Below are 19,127 nucleotides of genomic sequence, written 5' to 3'. Positions count from 1 at the left end.
CCTGATATACCGCCTCAGCTCCTGTCTCCAGCATGCATTCGAATGCAGCGCGGGCGCTACTGTTCAAAATGGCAATTGCCCGCATTCATACTGTACTTTATGAGATTTACTGTTCATTTCCGCAGCAAAGAGGCTCCCGCAAGACCATCCAGCCCTTGCGAAAGCCTCCGTGGCTTCTAGCTGCCTCTGCTAACCCTACTGAATCGGAGCCAGATGCGCCCCGTCAATGACCGTGAACGTTGATCCGCCACCCGGAACCGTCCAGGCTACGGACAGGGAGTCATCGCCCTGGTCCTCTTTGTGCAGCGCCTCTACGTAATAGCGCTGTCCTGCGGTCAATGTAATCTGGCCGGACTTCTGCGAAGGCTGGTAGGTCCAATTTCCCGCTGGCGTCCAGCCGGCTACGTTGGCGATCAGGACCTTATTGGCCGCACTGTTAGTCGTGCTGAGCCAGAGCTCACAGTCATTGTCTCCGGCAATGGCAAACTGATAAACACCTGTAACTGTCGGCACAATATACCCTCTTACACGCTCACCGTAGCTGTTGGCCCAGTTGGACGGACTTGTAAAACTCGTCAAGGCCGTAACTCCGGTTGGTGTGGTCCCTACCGGGATGACTGAAACTGAGCCTCCCGTAACATTGGTCCAGTATTCACGGGTAATCGTCCCGACCTGAGTCAGACCACCCGGCGTCGGAGTTGGTGTTACTGTTGGCGTCGCCGTTGGTGTTGGTGTTGGTGTTGGTGTTGGTGTTGGTGTTGGTGTTGGTGTTGGTGTTGGTGTTGGTGTTGGTGTTGGTGTTGGTGTTGGTGTCGGTGCTACCGTTGGCATTGGTGTTGGCGTCGCTGTCGCCGTTGGTGTCGGTGCTACCGTTGGCGTTGCCGTCGGTGTCGGCGTCGGTGTTGGTGTTGGTGTCGGCGTCGGTGTTGGTGTTGGCGTCGGTGTCGGTGTCGGCGTTGGCGTCGGATTGCTGCCTCCGCCCTGGTTCACATCACAGGTCTTGTAGAAACCCACGGCCGGATCGGTGCCGAAGGCATTCGTCGAGCACATGACCGTATTGGTGTAGGTGCCGTAGGCGTAGCTGTTGTTCGCTCCGAAGCGTACCTGCTTGGTGCCTGTGAAGTTACAAGGATTGTTCTCACCGGCACAAGGAACCCAGTTGGCCGAGGAGACCAGGGTGGTTACACTCAGCGTATTGCTCGCCCCCGACAGGTTGCCTGCTGCATCCCTTGCCTTGACAGTGAAGCTATAGGCTGTGCTTGCCGCAAGACCCGTCACCTCAAAGCTGAGCGCACCCGTGGTGGAACCGGCCAGTACGCCATCCTTATAAATATTGTAGCCTGTGACTCCAATATTGTCGGTGGAGCCGCTCCAGGCGAGGCTGACGCTGATGTCCGTCTTGGCCGGAGAAGTGAGATTCGCCGGAGCACTCGGCGCCACCGTATCCGGACCATTCGTCGTTACACTCAGCGCATTGCTTGCCGCCGACAGATTGCCCGCCGCATCATTGGCCTTCACCGTGAAGCTGTAGGCTGTATTCGCTGTAAGCCCGGTTACAGTATAAGAGGTTGCACCTGCACCTACTGTAGTTCCTGTGCTTACACCATTTTTATAGATCGTATAGCCGTATACCCCCACATTGTCGGTGGATGCCGACCAGGTCAGATTGACTGTGGTATCTGTTTTGGAAGGCGAGCTTAAGCTGCCCGGTGCGGTAGGAGCCGTAGTATCCGGCGGACCAGCGTATACGGTCACCGTCTGCTCCTTCACACTGGCCCGGCCGCCATTATCCCAGACACCAAGTATGACCTTATAGGTGCCTGCCTTCTGGTACGTATAGGTTGGACTCACTGTGGTAACCGGAATGCCTTCACCCAGATCCCAAAGATTCTCCACAATACTGCCGTTGTCTGTGGACGTATTGGTGAAGGTGATGGGCTGCCCCAGCTGAACGGTCAGCGGTGCAGTGAAATTAGCCACCGGCTTCGGATCACTGAAGCCCCGGCTGGTAAGCTGCGTATTCGTACCGTTGCCGCTGACGGTATTGCCGCTCCACTCCAGATCAGCAGCCGCTGACGGATACTGGTCAATGGACGGTCCGCTGTTGCCTGTAATGGTATTATTAACGAAGCTGATCCGGTCCACCCCGGAAGCCGTCGTAATCTCAATAGCCTTCCGGCCGTTATTCAGAATCTGATTGCTGTCAAAAGTGATATTCCGCGTATCCCCGTGAATCCGCACGGCATTGCCGTCATACCCCGGATAAGCTGCGGCGGGGTTGCCGGCCGGTCCATTTTTCCAGATATTCTTATAAAAGTACTGATACTGCTCCGTCTGTCCGGTACCGGCACCCTGCAGCTGCATACCCCACATCACGATGTTCTGCACCGTATTGTAGTTCCACAGCTGATAGCCCGTACCCGGCGACTGCTGCATGCCTACCTGCTGCCCTCCGTCTACGAGATTGCCCGAGGTGACACCATGGTCAACCATAACCTCCAGCCCCATGTGGCCGACAGAGCCGTCCGTTGCTTTGACTACATTGTTGCGCACCGCAATATACTTCGAGCGGACGGCGCTGATCCAGTGATCGACGTTGTTGTTCTCAATAAGCGAATAGTCGACGTTGGTATGCAGCTCGATGCCCAGGCCTTCCATCTTTTTGCCGGTGCCGGTGATGGTGTTGCCCCGGACGATGGCGTAAGGACTATCATCATTCACAAAAATCCCGCCCCGGCCCGTATCCGCAATCGTATTATTCTCAATCAGTGCATAGCTGGAGCCCCAGCCGGCCCGTACCCCGCCTCCCCAGTCGGAATTCACACCGGTGTTGGTGATTGTATTGCCTGAAATCTCAATATGGGTCGATCTTACAGCATATAGCGCAAAAGGTCCGAAACCGCTCGATGCGACGAAATCCTTGACCCGCAAATTACGCATCTTGTTGCCGTCGCTGTCTTCGGAAGTAACGGCAGACTGGGCTGCGGTGTTGTTGCCTCCGTCGAGGGTCATGTCCGATACTTCAGCATTCAGCGCATTATGCAGGTAGAAGAAGGTTGCGGCCGTGGCGCCGGGAGTGAACTTGATAATTACCGAATCCCGGCTGGCCCCGGCAATTTTGACGCCGGATTTGCTGTTGACGGTTCCTGACAGATAGTAGGTTCCCGCCGGAATGAGCACAGTATCTCCGCTGACCGCTGCATCTACAGCACTTTGGAACGCCGCCTTGTCGTCTGCGGTATCCCCGCCGTTCGCACCGTAAGCGGTTACATTCACTGTTGCGGCAAACGCCGGAGTTGCCGGCACGGCTGGCAGGAGAAGCGATACAGCACCAAGAATACAGAATATCCGCACTTTCAGTTTTGAGGCGTGTTTCGGCTTGCTTGTCATCTTCCTAAATCCCTCCCTGTCATTTCTGAATCGGCTAATGCATGATTTCCGGCTTCCCGCATGATCCGATGCTTCCGGCAGGGCAGACTGAACGTGAGCCGGGACATCTCCTCCTTATCTTGCCATACCTTCCGCAGAGGGAGAAACTGTTCATTTTATCAAAAAGCATGTTTTACGCACTGTATAAAACGCCAATAGCTTTCTTTTTACAGAATATCATCCAGGCGTCTGACAAAAGCCTTGCACCTCTAGGCAAATTTGTTTAAAACTATATCATACCTACTCTCACACCAATGTCTGCGCCGAAGGGGCTGGATTTATGAAACCGTTCTCATTTTATAAGTCAAAAAAATATTTCCAATCCGTTATGTTCTCCATCATGCTTGCCATGGCCCTGATTCTGACCGGCTTAGCCGTTGTAAATACTTACGTGCTTGAACGTTCCATCAAGAATGTGCAGGAGAATTCCAACCTCAAGGTGCTGACGCAGACGCAATATAATCTCTCTTCCATGAATGAAATTATTACCCACCTCTCCACCTTCGCCTATAACGATAATCTGCTGATTCCGCTGCTGTTCTCGAAACCCCTGCCACAAATGGATTATATCCGCGGCTACCGTGAAATGGCTAATCTGATGAAAAGCTCCTCGTTCCTCCACTCCATTGCCGTCTACAACGCTGCAAGCAACGAGCTGTACGGGTCGACCAGCAATTTCCTGGTGGACGGCGGTGTCACCAAGGAGCGGATGAACCAGTGGCTGCTGCATCCGGCGCAGCCGCATCCGACCTCCCGGCTGATCCCAGTGAGCTTAGAGCGGACGGACGGCGGCATTGATGCCTTCGCCTTCATCGTAACCGATGCCTATATCCCGTTCACCGGCGATCGTTCTGCGCTCATTCTCTATATTAAATCCGGCTGGGTCTTCGACAGTCTCGCCAAATTGAATGATGCAGGCACAAGAGCCCAAGGCCAAATCTATATCCAGACCCCGGACGGACAGCTGCTGTCCGGCGAGAACCCCGCGCAGAGTAATCAGCCGGACCTGCCCGGTATTACAGAGCTGATCCGGCAGGACAAAGCCTTGAACGGCGCAAGCTCCGGTTCGGTCACCGGGAATACCGGCAGCGGCAAAAGCATTATCACCTATATGGAAGGCATCGGCGACTGGACGATCCTGTATGTCCAGCCGTATGCTTCCGTCATGAAGGATGTGACCGATGCCCGCACGAAATCGCTGCTGATTACCGGCGGCTTCCTGCTGCTGTCCATTGCCGTATCCGTATGGCTCTCCTATAAGCTCTATGACCCGATCGAGAATATGCTGCGGCGTATGCGCCCGCTGTCCGCAGATCCGCAGCAGGCGGATGAGCCATACGGCAATGAGCTGGATCTCATGAGCGGGCATTATCAGCGCATGCAGGAGAAGCTGCAGGAGATCAGCTCCGAGCAGATTGTGAATAAATACTACATCCGCAAGTTCCTGACGGACAGCCGGCTCTTCTCCCATAATGACATGCAGCTGCTGATTGAGAAGCACGGGCTGCATATCTCCGCCCGGGAGTCTCTGCTCGTATGTGTGCTGCGCATCGAACGTTATGCCGCTTATGATCTGAGCACGCCGCCATCTTCCAAGAAGCTGCACAGCTTCGCCCTGGTCAACATCGCCCAGGAGATTATGTCGCGTGCTTACCCCTGCGAAGCTGTAGATCTTCAGGGTGATCATATCGTGCTGATTGTATCTGCTACCGGCAGCCCGCCTGATTGTGCCGGCACGAAGCCTCTCATCCGGGAGATTCAGGATACAATCGGCCAGTACTACGGTCTGTCGTTGTCCGGCGGGATCAGCAGCGTAATTACCCAGCTTCCGCAGCTCTCCGCCGCTTACTACCAGGCTTATCAACTATCACTGTACACCTTCGCCTTGGGGTACAAGTCGATCATCACGCCGGAGGATGTCCGGGAGAATATCGGGAATAAACACAAGACCCTGCCGCCGGATATTGAACGCAAGCTGTCGGAGGCGCTGAAGAAAGGCCAGCTCACGGCCGCAGGCAGTGAACTGGAGAAGGCCTTCTCGCTCCTCGCCACGTTCCAGTATGAAGAGATGCGGCGTGCCGTTGCCGACCTGGCGTGGGTGGTGCAGAATACAGCGGCGGAAATTGCCGGCAACCGGGTAGGCTCCCTGCCCCTCGACATCGACCAGATTCATAGGATTCCCCAGGCGCATGAGACGCTGGAGGAGATTTACGTAGCCCTTCTGTCGTTGTGTGCCACCATCTGCGAAGGCCAGCGGCCGGCCAGTCCAGAACGCAATGAGCTGATTATCGGCACTGTCAAAGAGGTCATTGAACAGAAGTTCAACGACCTTAATCTGAGCCAGCAGTCGATTGCGGCTAACGTCAGGCTGACCTCCGCCTATCTCGGCAAGCTCTTTAAGGACAGCTGCGGCGTATCCATTACCGAGTATATCAATGATATCCGGCTGCGGCATGCGCAGGAGCTGCTGCTGCAGAGCGATTATACGATTTCTGAGATTATGGACAAATGCGGCTATGCTAACCAGAGTTACTTTTTCCGGCTGTTCAAGACCCGGTTCGGCACCACTCCGAAGGATTACAGGCTTAAGAAATCCCTGTCCTGACCGTGCCGATTCCAAGAATAGACAGGAATTCTCATATTGTATACTCCCGCTGCACAGCTTTTCGAACATGACATTGTATCCCCCTTCCTCCGCTCCATGGCATGATGAGTGCATAACAGAACGGAGGAGGAGATGAAGATGGGAAAGCCTGAGCCGGCCGAACTGCACACACTTCCGGGGAACACAGGCCGCAGGCAGCCCGCTGTTCTACGATGGGTGATAAGCGAATTCAGGCATCTGCGCAAGAACCGCGAACTGCTGCTGCTCGCCTTGCCCGGAATACTATTCAAGCTGGTAATCGCGTACTTTCCGATGGTGGGTCTGATTCTGGCATTCAAGTTCTTCAGATATGACGAGGGGATCTTCGGAAGCAGATGGGTTGGATTGCAGAATTTCGAATTCCTCTTCAAGGCGCAGGACGCCTTCCGCATTATCCGCAATACGCTGCTGTACAACTTTTCTTATATTATCCTGGGGACGGTCTCCGCACTGCTGCTCGCACTGCTGCTGAATGAGCTGTCAGGCCGGCTGGTCAAGGTCTACCAGACGACGATGTTCCTGCCTTTTTTCATCTCGATGGTTATCGTCGGTTATATTGGTAACGCTTTCTTCGACTTCCAGAACGGATATCTCAATACGCTGCTCGGCTATGTGGGCATCGACCCGCATAACTGGTATCTGGAGACTACGCCCTGGATCTTCATTCTCCCGCTGGTCTCGCTCTGGAAAGGCATCGGCTTCTCTACCCTGATCTATTATGCGGGCATGACCGGCATTAACCCGGATTACTATGAAGCTGCCACGCTGGACGGGGCGACCCGTGTACAGATGATGCGCAGAATTACGCTGCCCCTGATCAGGCCGCTGATCATTATTTTGTTCATCCTGGGACTCGGTAATATTATCCGCGGTGATTTCGGCCTGCACTATTTCTTGCCGAACAACGTAGGGCCGAACTTCCCGACCACTGACATTATTGATACGTACGTCTACCGGGCACTGACCAAGCTGGGCGATATCAACTCTGCGGCAGCCGTCGGCTTCCTGCAATCGGTAGTCGGGCTGATCACTGTCGTCACCGCCAACTATGTCGTCCGCAAAATCGACGATGACAGCGCACTTTTCTGAACAGGAGGAGCACACACATGAACATGAACACAGCCAAATCCGCACCGTCCAACTTCGGTATCAATGTATTTTTCATTATTGTCTGCCTGATGATCGCTCTTCCGTTCCTGCTGGTCATCTCCATCTCGCTGACATCGGAGGATGCGCTTAGCCAGTTCGGATATAACCTTCTGCCCAAGGCGTGGAGCTTCGAGGCTTACCGGATTGTGTTTGAGAAGCCCACTACCCTGCTGCGCGGTTACGGGGTAACGATACTGATTACTGTAATCGGCACCTTGCTCTCGCTTCTGCTGACGGCCATGATGGCTTATCCGCTCAGCCGCAGAGATTTCCGCTACAACCGCCAGCTGACCTTCTTCGTCTTCTTCACTATGCTATTCAACGGCGGACTGATTCCGTTCTATATCCTGATGACGCAGTATCTGCACCTGAAGAATACACTGGCTGCGCTGATCATCCCGGGCCTGCTAAGCCCCTTCAACATTATGATTATGAAAGGCTTCCTGGACAAAATCTCCAAGGAAATTATCGAGTCGGCGAAGGTTGACGGCGCCCGGGAGTTCCGGATTTTCTTCCAGATTATCCTCCCGTTGTCCACGCCCGCCCTGGCGACGCTGGGACTGCTGATTTCCTTCGGCTACTGGAATGAATGGTTCAATGCGCTGCTCTTCATCGATAATGACAAGTTCATCCCATTGCAGCTATTGCTCGTGCGCATCCTGTCCCAGGCCGATTTCCTGGCCAACTCGCCGATGGCGGAGGTCTCGGATAAGCTGAAGTATGCGAGCTTCCCGACCTTATCGGTACGGATGGCGATGGCCATTGTGGCCAGCGGTCCGATGCTGCTGATCTTCCCTTTTTTCCAGAAGTACTTTGTCAAAGGCATTACGGTAGGCTCCCTGAAAGAATAGCTGACATTCTATAATAATGGAGGGTTCATGAATGATCAAACACACGAAATCCACCGCTGTGCTGCTGTGTGTACTCCTGCTCTGTCTGTCGGTTCTCGCGGCTTGCGGCAATAGCAATAATAATGGAAATAACGGCGCAGCCTCCGCAGGCAATGCCACAACCGAACCGGTCGCCACAAACGGCACCGATCCCGCTCCCACACCTGCCGCCACCGAGCTTCCTGAGGTTAAGCTGACCTTCATCTATCCGGTAGCCGCTGATCCGGGCAAAGACCAGCAGCTGGTGAACGATGAGATTAATAAATACATCAAGGACAAAATCAACGCCACCGTCGAGCTCAAACCGCTGACCTTTGACGAATATGAGCCGAAGCTGAATGCCATGCTGGCCGCCCAGGAAGACTTCGATATTGCCTTCAGCTCCAAGGGCTGGCTCGGCAACTATCAGCCTTATATTGACCGGGGCGCTTATCTGGAAATTACAGATGAAATGATCAGCAGCTATGCACCTGAAGCCCGCGCCAATATCCCCGATAAATTCTGGCCGGACATGAAAGCAGCCGACGGCAAAGTCTACGGTTTCCCGGTCTATCAGATCGCAGCCAAGCAGAAGAGTCTGGTGATCCAGAAACGTTTTGCCGATAAATACAATCTTGATATCGCTTCTATTCAATCTTATAAAGACATCGAGCCGTTCCTCAAGACACTTAAGGAGAATGAAAAAGGAATCATTCCCCTCGGTCTCGCCCAGAATTCCAACGGCATCTACATTGACCGCACTGAAGTCGGAGCCGACGGCTCTTCCGTATTCTATAAGAAAGACGATCCGGAGATGAAGTTCATCTCCAAAATCACACAGCTGGAGAACAAGAAAGAATATTTCCAGACGATGAACGCCTGGTACAAGGCCGGCTACATCAACCAGGATGCGCCGGTGCTGCAGAATATCAATGATCTTAAGAGCAAAGGCAATGTGGCTGTAGCGATTGAATTCACCTCGAAGCCGGGCGGAGAGATCGGCGAGAAAGCAATTAACGGCGGCAATGATGTCGTATATGCTCCGATCTCTGACAGCTATTTCACCGGGATTGCCAGCGCCATTCAGGTCATCAACAAGAACTCCAAGAATCCTGAACGCGCACTCATGCTCATCAATCTGCTCAACACCGACAAATATCTCTATAACCTGATCTGTAACGGTATCGAAGGCACGCATTACACCAAGGTCGACGAGCAGAACATCGCTCCGATTGAGAATTCCGGCTATGCGCCTAACGGCGACTGGGTGTTCGGGAACCAGTTCAATGCTTATCTGAAGCCGGGCCAGGCCGCAGACACCTGGGAGAAGACCATCGAGCTGAACAACAATGCAATCGTGCCTGCCAGCAACGGCTTCCAGTACAGCGAGGATAAGATCAAGGCAGAGGCCGCCAACATCAACGCCGTCAAAAATGAGTTTGAAGCTGCCCTGGAGACCGGAGCGGTTGATCCGGACAAAGTGCTTCCTGACTATATCGCCAAGCTCAAAGCCTCGGGCATCGAGAAGGTAGAGGCTGAGATCACTGCCCAGTGGACCGAGTTTCTGAAAAACAAACAGTAAGCTGCGATAGGCCTTCTGCCGGGGGCTGACACCGTTCCCTGTTACTTTCCCATTAAAATTAGCAGTTAATAAATGGTGGTCACAGGGAGCATCTACCCAGAATTTTCAATTGGATAAACGTATCTTAATTGGGATGTTTTGATGGAGTCTGAGGTATTAGTTGGAGAAACGTCATTTAATTTCATGCATTTCCCCTACTCTGATCAATTTGCAGCCTAATAAGTGCTGATTATCCAACTGTTGCCGGGCAAGGGTGCCTCCGTTCATAAGCAAGTGGATAATATCCAACTATTTCCCGGCACTGCCAATGGCACTGCAACAGTCTCAGCCGAGGCCCAACCCTTGCCGATGCTGCTCCCGGCTTCTTTAGCCGCTTCTTAATCCGATTCTTCGGAGTTATCCACGTTTCTGGCATTGTTTAATTTCTTATACAATAAAAAGCACCGGCGCCCTGTTTCAGCGCCGGTGCTTTTTGCATATTTCTGCAGGATTTCCGTGGCCTATGGCTTACTGCTTAAGCTTTCAGCTGCGCCAGAATCTCCGGGTCTTTAATCTTCGTATCCTCAGCCAGCAGCACGACCTTGGAGAGAATCTCCGCCGTGCGCGGATCTTCGTCCAGGAACGGCAGGAACAGCCGGCCGCGGTGCTGGGAATGCACCGGGATAATATACAGCGCCCCGCTGGCCTGCTTATAGCTCATTCCGCTGCCCAGATGCACTGCATATTCGCCCAGCGTCCCGGTAATCCGGGCATAGCTGCCGTCCACACGGACGTTGCCGATCTTCAGCAGACGCAGGGACTCACTGACGATCACCCGGCGCATCTCTATAGTCGTCAGGCTGGCCTCCGGATCAACGCCTCCCACATGCGCTACGCTGACTACCAGATCCACATCGCGCATCACCTCGGAGAACAGGCGGGGCGGCACCGCATCCAGCATGACGTTCTTATACGTAGTCCGGTCGAAGAACTCGACCGTCTCCAGCGTCGGCGCTTCCGTATCTGCCGGTGAGAACCAGTCCGCCATGGCGTAGAGCCGTGCAATCAGGTTCTCGCCATAGAATACCTTCTGCAGCCCTTCTTCATAGCTGACCGTCCACTGCCGCTCTCTCAGCAGCGCGACCGTCTTGCGCGGCTGCACCTGATGGCCCGCATAGCGGCGGGATACGCCGCCATTCGCCAGTTCATCCGCATTCGGCAGATACAGCTCCCGGAAGATCTGCTTGAACGGCTGGACGAGCTGCCGGTCGAACAGATCCTTCTGGTACAGGCTCCACTGGCCGCTGTTGTACAGATCAAGCGGATGAGCGATATACAGCTCATCCTTATCCGTAAGAGCAGCTTGCGCTCCGGAAGGAGTGTCCAGCGCAGGCGGACTGGCCGCGAAGTAGCCGAGCGCGCTGCCGCTCTTCAGGACCAGACCGCGCAGCAGCGGCGCCAGAACGGGATTCCGGCTGAGCCCGGTTATCTCCTGTAGCGTGAAGCTGCTGCCCGATTCCATAGAGCGCTCCAACTCCAGGCGCGCCCGGCGGAACTGGGCGGTCAGCTCGCTCCGCGTTTCCTTCAGCGCCTCGATATAGGCATCCTTCTTCAAGCGGGCTGGTACCGATTTCAGCACTTTGCCTTTGCTGGTTATGACCAGCTCGCTCTGGCCCTGCTCATCAATGACCAGTTGGGCGAAGGTGTCGGTATCCAGCCCGTGCGGCTCGAAGTATGGCTTCAGCTCATCCAGCTTGCGGGCTTCAATATCCCACATCAGCCGGGTAACATCGGCATATCCGGCATTGCGGGCCAGATTGCCGAGGGCAATCCGTGCCGCCAGCCCCTCACTCGCCCGCCGCTGCGCGCCGAATTTCTTGCTCTCCGCGAGGAAGTGCTGAATCAGCTCGTAGCGCTCCCGTATATCCTGCTCCCGCTCCTTGCGGAGCGGAATCAGGCTATAGCTGAGCAGATGGTCCTTGTTACGCTTCTGCAGAACCGACTGCTTCATCTCTTCCAGCTTCAGCTTGCCGAGCGTAGCGTCGGCGAACAGCTGGGAACGCCGGTGGTTCGCGCCCGCGGAGATATACTTCGCACAGTCATAGAGCAGATCGAACCGCTTCTGTCCAAGCGTCTGATATGCCGACTGGAACCAGTTCATATCAAAGGCGCCGTCATTGAAGTCCTGCGGGGTGACCGGCGAGTAGTGTGCCACCACCGTCTCCTTCTCCGCCGAGAAACTCTCGTTGATATGGGCATGGAAATACCAGGCGGCACTGCGGATGCCTTCCCAATCCAGATAGCCGGAGATAATCTCAATCCACTGCGGCGCATACATGGCAGCCTCCAGCAGCCGCTTCTCCGTGATACCGGAATCCTTCAGCAGCGTCCGCAGGAGCGCAGAGTCTTCACCCTCCCGGGGATGGCTGATCTTAAGCAGATGGCTGAACGATTCCTTCTTCGTAATACTGTCGCCGTAGCCGTATACATACCCCCGGATGAAAGTCTCCTTGTCGAGACCTGCCAGAATACGGATGAAATACTCCATTCCTTCGATCCGCTGCAGCCCCATTACCAGCGGGGTCACCTCGGTCGGCAGCTCCCCGCGGGCCAGCTCGATTTCCAGCAGACGGTCAATCAATACGGTGCGGATTCCGGCAACCCGCTCGCTGTCATCAATCCATTCCACATTCCGGCCGGTTAGGGTGCGCATGTGATGGCGGTTGTCATGGCCGGCAAGCAGCTCCTTGTACAGTTCACCTTCGCCGATTAATCCCGCTTCGTAAGCCTTCAGATAGTCATACAGCTCCAGCCTGGTGCCGGCATCCTCCGGATTCATCCGGTCGAAGACATAGAAGGATCTGAACAGCTCCTTGAAATCCTCCGGCCCGTCCGCCCGGTCCCGCAGCATTCTAAGCCATGGCTGGGCCAGCACATTCAGCAGCGCCGGTTCACTCTCCAGCTTATCCTCCGGCATCGCGGCCATCAGCGCATTCAGCGCCCCGGTGGCCAGGCTGAAGTTATCCTGTTTGTCACTGTCTGCATAGAAGGCCCCGGTCAGAGTCTTCACCTGATTGCCGTACCGCAGCCCTTCAAACAGCTCTGCTACATCCCTGATGGTCTGCAGCGGATATACCTCCCTGGTAAATTCCAGTCTCCAGCCCTCCAGCAGCTTATGCTTTTTCAGCTCCCTATAATCCATAGAACCTCTGTAGTACCGGTAATAGCTCTCCATCGTTCCATCCAGATCATCCAGCTGGATGTAGAAGTTCAACTCCAGCAGCATCTTTGGATTCCAGCCGCTCTGCTGGAGGTAGGCGGACCAAAGCTCATGGAGCGGATACTCCTCCAGTTGAGAAGCCGATTTGTCCCTGTCCTTAGCCATTGTCCATTTCAGTGTGCGCAGCACCGCACCGACCAGCAGCGTTTCCTTCTGGCCGGAATAATATTCGCTGACGTATTCCGTGTCCCGCTGCGCATGAATCTGCTCATCCAGCCCCTGCAGGAAGGTCTTAATCTCCTCCAGCGGCAGGGAGAACACCTTATCCCAGCTGAATCCGCCGGGCTGCGGTCCCCCGGTCAGCCATGCTTCAGTCTCCCCCGGGTTGAACAGCCCGAACCCGCTCGCCGCCGTATATTCATTCCTGCGGCCCAGCTTCGCGATCAGCTCCCGCTCCTTCGCCGCAGGCTCAGCAATCGCCTCCACCTGTGGACGCACCGCCTCATAGAGACTGCTGCGCTGCTCATCCTCGAAGAGCACCGTCACCATCTCCAGCGCGGCCAGGCGCTGGAGGCTGTTCTTCTCCTGCAGCAGCCGCTCGATGCTGCCTTCAAGTGCAGAATCCGGCTGGCTGAGCAACAGCCGGGTCACGTTCTGGCGCAGTGATCCGGTCTTCAGCTTCAGCAGCGCCTCAGCCTGCACCAGCTCCCCAGCATCCAGCGTCCATTCCTTGGCCTGCTCCAGGGCCAGCTCACGGTTCTTCATGCTTTTATCGCCGAGACTGGCGAACACGAATTCACGCTGCACCGGATTCAGCGGATCGCTAATGAAGCTGGCCAGCAGCTCGCCGCGCAGATCCGGCGAGAACTCATCCTTGAGTGCAATCAGCTCGGCAATCCAGGCGCTGTCCATATCATATGCGGTCAGGTACAGCATTTTGCGCACCGGAAGCTCCGGGGTGTAGTTCACCTGGACGAAATCCAGTACTTTGGATTCCCCGGTTAATTCACGATGGGGAGTGCGCAGGAACATCGCTTTGAGGGCAGTGAAATCCCGCTCTCGTGCCGCCTTCTCCTCCAGCTGCGGTGAACGCTGCAGCTCCAGCTTGGGCCCGTTCTTGTCCGGTCTCCACAGCCTGCTGTATCCGTAGCTATAGTTGCTTAGAACCCAGTATTGCAGCTCCAGGTCCTGCTCCTCCAGAGATTGCCGGGCGCTCTCCAGCCGGAGCTCGCTGTTCTGGCTGTTCGACAGCACATACTGGGCCACAATCTTCTGATAGAGCTGCCCTCCGGCCATCAGAACCCCAATCCGTCCATAGAGCTCCTCTTCCTCATGCACTGCAGTTGCCCACAGGCTCAGGTAGACATGATGGGCGTTCGCCTCCTCCAGCCACGCTGCCCGCACCGCTTCATCCTGCAGAACCAGAAATGCGCCTTCAATCAGGCTCTTAGCCACACGCTGATTCTGGGCTTCCAGCCCCATGCCCGTCCACACGCCCAGCGCGCGCACGACAGAGCTGTAGCGGATGAAATCATTGTCCAGGATCAGCTTCAGCAGGTACAGATTATTGTCCAGCGTACCTTCATCCATCCGCTCTACCAGCGATTGGCGCAGTCCCTCCTGCAGCTTGGCAGCCAGCAGCAGCTCGCCCAGCATCACCACTGCCTCCTTCCGGTGACTCATGAATACGCCCTTGATCACCTCGTAGCTCAGCACCGCTGCCTGATTATCGCCGTAGACCATTTCCTTAAGGTCGTCCAGCATCTCACTGCTGTCCTCACGGTCCAGTTCATAGGCAATGACATCGCTTAAGACCAGCCTGAAGCGGTAACTAACGTTATAATCAGCCTCGTTATCCTTCTGGCGCAGATAATCTCCAAGGACGAACCCCTGCCTCTCCATGAAGATCAGGGAGCTCAGTTTGCTCAGAATTTGTGCACTGTGCAGCTCAAGATTACGGGTACGGTACGGTCTGCGCACGTATCCCCTGCTATACGGATATTCCGTACAATGCTCCACTATGTAAGTCATCACTTCTGCGGTATAAGGGCGGAACAGCTTCCTGACTGCCGTCAGCAGCGGTTCATAGAATCCGTTATCTGTGCCCCCTCCGGCCAGCTCCCTGAGCCGTTCCATGCACGCCTTGCTCTCCTCCTCCTGGCCGCCATAATAATTCAAACGGCTGAGTCCAATAACGATAGAGGCAAGACCCGATGTTTCCTCATCCAGCCCTTTGGCCTTCTTCTCCATCTCCGCATACCACTGTGCTTCCAGATCCTCTGCCTTCATTGCCGTCATACCTTATTCCTCCTCTGCCTCTTGTTCTACCATAGTCTTCCGGCCAGCATAGTGAACCGGATGAATACCAGCTCATCCCCCTCTTGAATCTGCAGCGGCTCCTCAAGCAGGGCACATTCCTGCTCCTCCAGGAACACCTTATATAATCCGTCCTCAAAAGCAAGCAGTGCAGCAGCAACCGCTTCACCCGTATCGGGCAGCTCACTGTTATAAACGGTCCCAAAGCCTACTTTACCGTTCTCCCCCTGCTCATGGATCTCACTGCCTGTAAGATAAGGAATGATTTCTCCCCGTCCCTGCTTGTCCGCAAGCCCCTGCACCTGAAGGGCTACGATCTCAGTAATCAGCTCCTGCAGCGTAGCAGGAGTCCCTTGCAGTAATAATTCCTGCCGGGCAAGCACCGGTTTGCGTTTGCCCAGGCTTTTGACAGTAACATACAGCCGCACATCTATCCCCCCTGTTTCTACAGACAAGCTTTACCGGAAAACAGACCATCTTAGATTAATACCCAATTCCGGCACTCCTGCCGCGCTTCGGCTAGATTTCACACGATGAAATTCGCAGCGGACTTCCATTCAGACTTCATTCATGGCTTCATTTATTAGGTTCATTTGGCTACTCAGCCGCATCAGCCGCTTCCTCCCCGCCATCCGCCGCCCCCAATCCAAACCAGCGCTCTAGTTCTGCGAAATTCTGCTCCAGCGTCCGGCTGCCATCTGCCTCCAGCACCTTCCGCTTCCGCTTCCCTGCCTCACTCCTGATCCTTTCAGCGAACAGCGCGTCTCTCTTCATCCAATTATTGAATGAAAGCTCCGGATTCTCTGTCGCCTGCAGGATTCCGTGAATCCACTCCCGCTTGCTGTACTGCTCCCGCTGGAACGGTTCCGCCGGGACCACCCAGATTGCCTTATCCATGGGCTTCAGAAGAGGCGCCACCAGCGCAGGCAACAGCTGATTCCCCTCCACAACAACCGGCCCGTCCCCCGAACCCGCCAGATCGCTCAGCACATAACTGAAGTCCTCCCGCAAACACCAGATATAGGTATCCAGCTGTTCCGCCACATCCCTGGTGAAGAACACTTCATTCATCGTCATCTGCGAGACCCGGTACATTGCAGACTGCGCCCTCCCTGTAATTCTCTGCAGGTGATCCTCGTAATGTTCATCGCATGCGTAGAGCGCCATATTATATTTCTCCGCGAAGCGCCCCGCCAGTGTGCTTTTCCCGGCACAGGCTGAACCGCCGATCCAGTATATTTGTTTATTCATGTACATCCGCTCCCTTTTTCTCCGGCATTCCCTGATACTGAGCTATTCGACACCGAATTGCCGGCGTTCCTGCATCAATCTGCCATTTCACCGCCGAATTCCCCACGCAAGCACTTTTTTTGTTAAAATAGAAGTGTCGGCGCATTTCGGCAATCCAGCGCCAGTCACTGAAACGGAGGCATTACCTGTGGATTATATTATTCTGGACATCGAATTCAACGGCCGCAAATTTGCCAGCGAGCACCCTATGGAGGTCATTGAGATCGGAGCTGTCCGTCTAGACGCTTCATTGCAATATAAGGGCGAGTTCTCAGCCTTAATTAAACCTATATACTTCTCCACCCTGAATTCATTCATCAAGAAAAAAACCGGCATCCCCCAGGAGGAAATTGATGTCGCTGACCGCTTCCCGAAGGTGATCTCCGCCTTCAGAGCCTGGCTGGATCAGAGCACGGACGGCGTACTGCTGCTGACCTGGGGCGGCGAGGATATGAAGCGGATTATCCAGGACGTGCGGATGCACAAAATCGATGACGCCTACTGGATGGAGGCGACCTACTTCGATCTGCTCAAAGGTGTACTCCGCGCCCGCGGCCTCAGCAACGACATCAGCGTCGAAGGCGCCATGGCCCTGTTCGGCCTTGAGCCTTCCGGCTCCGCCCACCGGGCGCTGGATGATGCCAAGATGACGGCCGAAATTTTCCGCGCGGTCTTCAGCGAGCTGGATTTCGCGCGGTCCCAGCACTACGTCGATACTTTCTCCAATGCCAGGGAACGCAAGACAGTCAAGATCGCCATCAAAGCCATGACCTCCCAGAAGATCGTTCCCACCTGGGAGCTTGTAGCCGAGCATTACTTCCCTGCTGAAGATGCACTGGCCGATCCCCGGAAGCTCGCGGAACTGCAGGCGTATTTCGCCGCCCAGCTCGGCAAGAAATAGACAGTCCCTCCACAAAGTGCGGCTTTAGATTCGAGGATAACTCCAAAATATATAAATGCTCATCTTCCAAGCCTTATCCTGCACATGACAGCGGCAGCTTCCCCTTAGACATTCATCAGGGGACTGCCGCTGTTTGCTGCCCTGAGCTACAGTCCGGTTATCCGGCCAGCCCTCTGGTTATCCTGAAATTAGGATTTGACATTGCCGTTACGTGAAGGTGTAGAGTGGTTTTTGTAAGCATCAGCTTACACGGCGGGGACGCTAGAGCACGTCCATGCTGTATACGCCAAGACAGAGTTGGAGGATGATAGTCCATGGAGTACACTGTTCAGAAGCTGGGAGCGCTCGCGGGAATCAGCACGCGGACATTGCGGTATTACGATGAATTCGGGATTCTGAAGCCGGCCAGAATCAATTCCTCGGGATACCGCATCTACGGCCAGGCCGAGGTGGACCGGCTGCAGCAGATTCTCTTTTACCGGGAGCTGGGCTTAAGCCTCGAAGGGATCAGGGACATTGTCACATCACCTTCCTTCGATGGAGCCCGCGCATTGCGCGAGCACCATGACAAGCTGCTTCAGCGGAGACAGCAGCTGGACCTGCTGATCGCGAACGTCGAGCAGACACTTGCACACACAGAAGGGAGAATTATAATGAGCAATGATGAGAAATTCGCAGGCTTTAAGCAGAAGCTGATTGACGATAACGAGCAGCAATACGGGCAGGAGATCCGGGAGAATTACGGCGAAGATGCCGTAGAGAAGTCGAACCGCAAGCTGAAGAGCATGACCGAGGAGCAGTATGCCGCCATTCAGCAGCTCGAAGCAGATATGTTCGCTTCGCTGGAGCAGGCGATGGAGGACGGGGATTCGGCGGGTGAGCTTGCGCAGCAGGCTGCTGACCTGCACCGCCAGTGGCTTAGCTTCTACTGGGATACCTACACCAAGGAAGCTCACGCTGGGGTAGCGCAGATGTATGTCGATGATGAACGCTTCACCGCCTATTACGACAAACGCCGGCCCGGACTGGCCGGGTTCCTGCGGGATGCTGTGCATGTGTATACAGGCGCGAAGCAGTAGTGTGATGTTCCCCTTCTAAAAAAGAGAGGCAGCCGGATTGCACAGCTGCCTCTCTTTTATAATGCTGTATGGCTCAATCATCATCGTCGTCGGAGTCTACATCGGTGTACACAATCTTGGCTGTATACGCATCGACTCCCACTTCCGTCGAGACCCGTCCGTTACTGATCTCTACCTCATATACGGCTCCGCCATTGTCCCGGTCAAAATCAATTTCAGCTACGGTTCCCTTTACTGAAGCTGCCGCTACCTCGGCCGCTTTGGCCGCTGTGATCAGCGTTCCGCTTGGTGCTGTAGCAGCAACTGTGTAGTTATCATCATCGTCATCGTCTGTTTCTTTGCGCACGCTTATCACTTTACCTGTGTAAGCATCTACCCGGACATCCATCTCCTGCTTGGTCTGCCGGATCTCGACATCGTAATACGTACCGCTGAGTTTCTTTTCCAGATCAATGCTCTCTATCTGTCCCGGTGCCGCCTTCAAGGCAATCTCTTCGGCCTTGCTTACACCAATCAGCGTTTTGCTCTGACTCTGGACCGATGCGGCTGCTGCCGCAGTACCGCCCTTAACCTCGCCGATGCCGTAGGCACCCCCCAGTATCAATGCTGCTGCCGCTATACTGCTCCATAATTTTTTCTTCATCTTTGCCGCCTCCTAAGTTCAATCTG

At 54.8% G+C, this 19,127-nt stretch carries 11 protein-coding genes; 6 read left to right on the top strand and 5 right to left on the bottom strand.

Annotated elements, in window-relative coordinates; translation table 11 throughout:
* Positions 1–195 precede the first annotated feature (195 nt).
* On the bottom strand, positions 196–3,390 hold the full coding sequence (locus tag PBOR_RS37595) for a fibronectin type III domain-containing protein (RefSeq protein WP_052429328.1): 3,195 nt from the start codon (positions 3,388–3,390) through the stop codon (positions 196–198).
* A gap of 319 nt (positions 3,391–3,709) precedes the next feature.
* Between PBOR_RS37595 and PBOR_RS04475 the strand changes: the two genes are divergently transcribed.
* The 4 genes from PBOR_RS04475 (at position 3,710) to PBOR_RS04460 (ending at position 9,673) form a co-directional block, all read left to right on the top strand.
* Positions 3,710–6,034, top strand: a complete 2,325-nt coding sequence (locus PBOR_RS04475) for a helix-turn-helix domain-containing protein (protein ID WP_042210661.1) — start codon at positions 3,710–3,712, stop codon at positions 6,032–6,034.
* A gap of 138 nt (positions 6,035–6,172) precedes the next feature.
* Positions 6,173–7,162 (top strand): ABC transporter permease subunit, encoded by a 990-nt coding sequence (locus tag PBOR_RS04470; protein WP_042210659.1) that lies wholly within the window; start codon positions 6,173–6,175, stop codon positions 7,160–7,162.
* Between the two features lie 17 nt (positions 7,163–7,179).
* Positions 7,180–8,073 carry a carbohydrate ABC transporter permease gene (locus PBOR_RS04465; RefSeq protein ID WP_042210657.1) on the top strand — a complete coding sequence of 298 codons (894 nt, stop codon included), beginning with the start codon at positions 7,180–7,182 and terminating at the stop codon, positions 8,071–8,073.
* A 31-nt stretch (positions 8,074–8,104) separates the two neighbouring features.
* Positions 8,105–9,673, top strand: a complete 1,569-nt coding sequence (locus PBOR_RS04460) for an ABC transporter substrate-binding protein (protein ID WP_052429327.1) — start codon at positions 8,105–8,107, stop codon at positions 9,671–9,673.
* A 514-nt stretch (positions 9,674–10,187) separates the two neighbouring features.
* Here the strand turns inward: PBOR_RS04460 and PBOR_RS04455 are convergent.
* The 3 genes from PBOR_RS04455 to PBOR_RS04445 form a co-directional block, all read right to left on the bottom strand.
* Positions 10,188–15,170, bottom strand: coding sequence for a DUF4132 domain-containing protein (locus PBOR_RS04455; protein WP_245648032.1), 4,983 nt, complete (start codon positions 15,168–15,170; stop codon positions 10,188–10,190).
* A 26-nt stretch (positions 15,171–15,196) separates the two neighbouring features.
* Positions 15,197–15,616, bottom strand: a complete 420-nt coding sequence (locus PBOR_RS04450) for a hypothetical protein (RefSeq protein ID WP_042210656.1) — start codon at positions 15,614–15,616, stop codon at positions 15,197–15,199.
* Between the two features lie 169 nt (positions 15,617–15,785).
* Positions 15,786–16,439, bottom strand: coding sequence for a hypothetical protein (locus PBOR_RS04445; RefSeq protein WP_042210655.1), 654 nt, complete (start codon positions 16,437–16,439; stop codon positions 15,786–15,788).
* A 187-nt stretch (positions 16,440–16,626) separates the two neighbouring features.
* Here PBOR_RS04445 and PBOR_RS04440 point away from each other — a divergent pair, with 187 nt between their 5' ends.
* Together PBOR_RS04440 and PBOR_RS04435 are read left to right on the top strand one after the other, a co-directional pair.
* Entirely contained in the window at positions 16,627–17,379 is a 753-nt protein-coding gene (locus tag PBOR_RS04440) for a 3'-5' exonuclease (RefSeq protein WP_042210652.1), read from the top strand.
* 314 nt (positions 17,380–17,693) lie between these two features.
* Positions 17,694–18,458, top strand: a complete 765-nt coding sequence (locus PBOR_RS04435; protein ID WP_042210648.1) for a MerR family transcriptional regulator — start codon at positions 17,694–17,696, stop codon at positions 18,456–18,458.
* Positions 18,459–18,531: 73 nt separating this feature from the next.
* Here PBOR_RS04435 and PBOR_RS04430 read toward each other — a convergent pair whose 3' ends face one another.
* A complete protein-coding gene (locus PBOR_RS04430; RefSeq protein ID WP_042218902.1) occupies positions 18,532–19,101 on the bottom strand; it encodes a PepSY domain-containing protein in 570 nt (189 codons plus the stop codon).
* Positions 19,102–19,127 lie beyond the last annotated feature (26 nt).

Source organism: Paenibacillus borealis, assembly GCF_000758665.1.
Classification (GTDB): Bacteria; Bacillota; Bacilli; order Paenibacillales; family Paenibacillaceae; genus Paenibacillus_AQ; species Paenibacillus_AQ borealis.
The sequence above is the reverse complement of the archived record's forward strand: the minus strand, read 5'-3'. Positions and strand labels throughout refer to the sequence as shown.

Excerpts from the sequence above, each read along its gene's own strand:
- PBOR_RS37595 (WP_052429328.1), bottom strand. The coding sequence starts at position 3,390 with ATGACAAGCAAGCCGAAACACGCCTCAAAACTGAAAGTGCGGATATTC.
- PBOR_RS04475 (WP_042210661.1), top strand. The coding sequence starts at position 3,710 with ATGAAACCGTTCTCATTTTATAAGTCAAAAAAATATTTCCAATCCGTT.
- PBOR_RS04470 (WP_042210659.1), top strand. The coding sequence starts at position 6,173 with ATGGGAAAGCCTGAGCCGGCCGAACTGCACACACTTCCGGGGAACACA.
- PBOR_RS04465 (WP_042210657.1), top strand. The coding sequence starts at position 7,180 with ATGAACATGAACACAGCCAAATCCGCACCGTCCAACTTCGGTATCAAT.
- PBOR_RS04460 (WP_052429327.1), top strand. The coding sequence starts at position 8,105 with ATGATCAAACACACGAAATCCACCGCTGTGCTGCTGTGTGTACTCCTG.
- PBOR_RS04455 (WP_245648032.1), bottom strand. The coding sequence starts at position 15,170 with ATGACGGCAATGAAGGCAGAGGATCTGGAAGCACAGTGGTATGCGGAG.
- PBOR_RS04445 (WP_042210655.1), bottom strand. The coding sequence starts at position 16,439 with ATGAATAAACAAATATACTGGATCGGCGGTTCAGCCTGTGCCGGGAAA.
- PBOR_RS04435 (WP_042210648.1), top strand. The coding sequence starts at position 17,694 with ATGGAGTACACTGTTCAGAAGCTGGGAGCGCTCGCGGGAATCAGCACG.
- PBOR_RS04430 (WP_042218902.1), bottom strand. The coding sequence starts at position 19,101 with ATGAAGAAAAAATTATGGAGCAGTATAGCGGCAGCAGCATTGATACTG.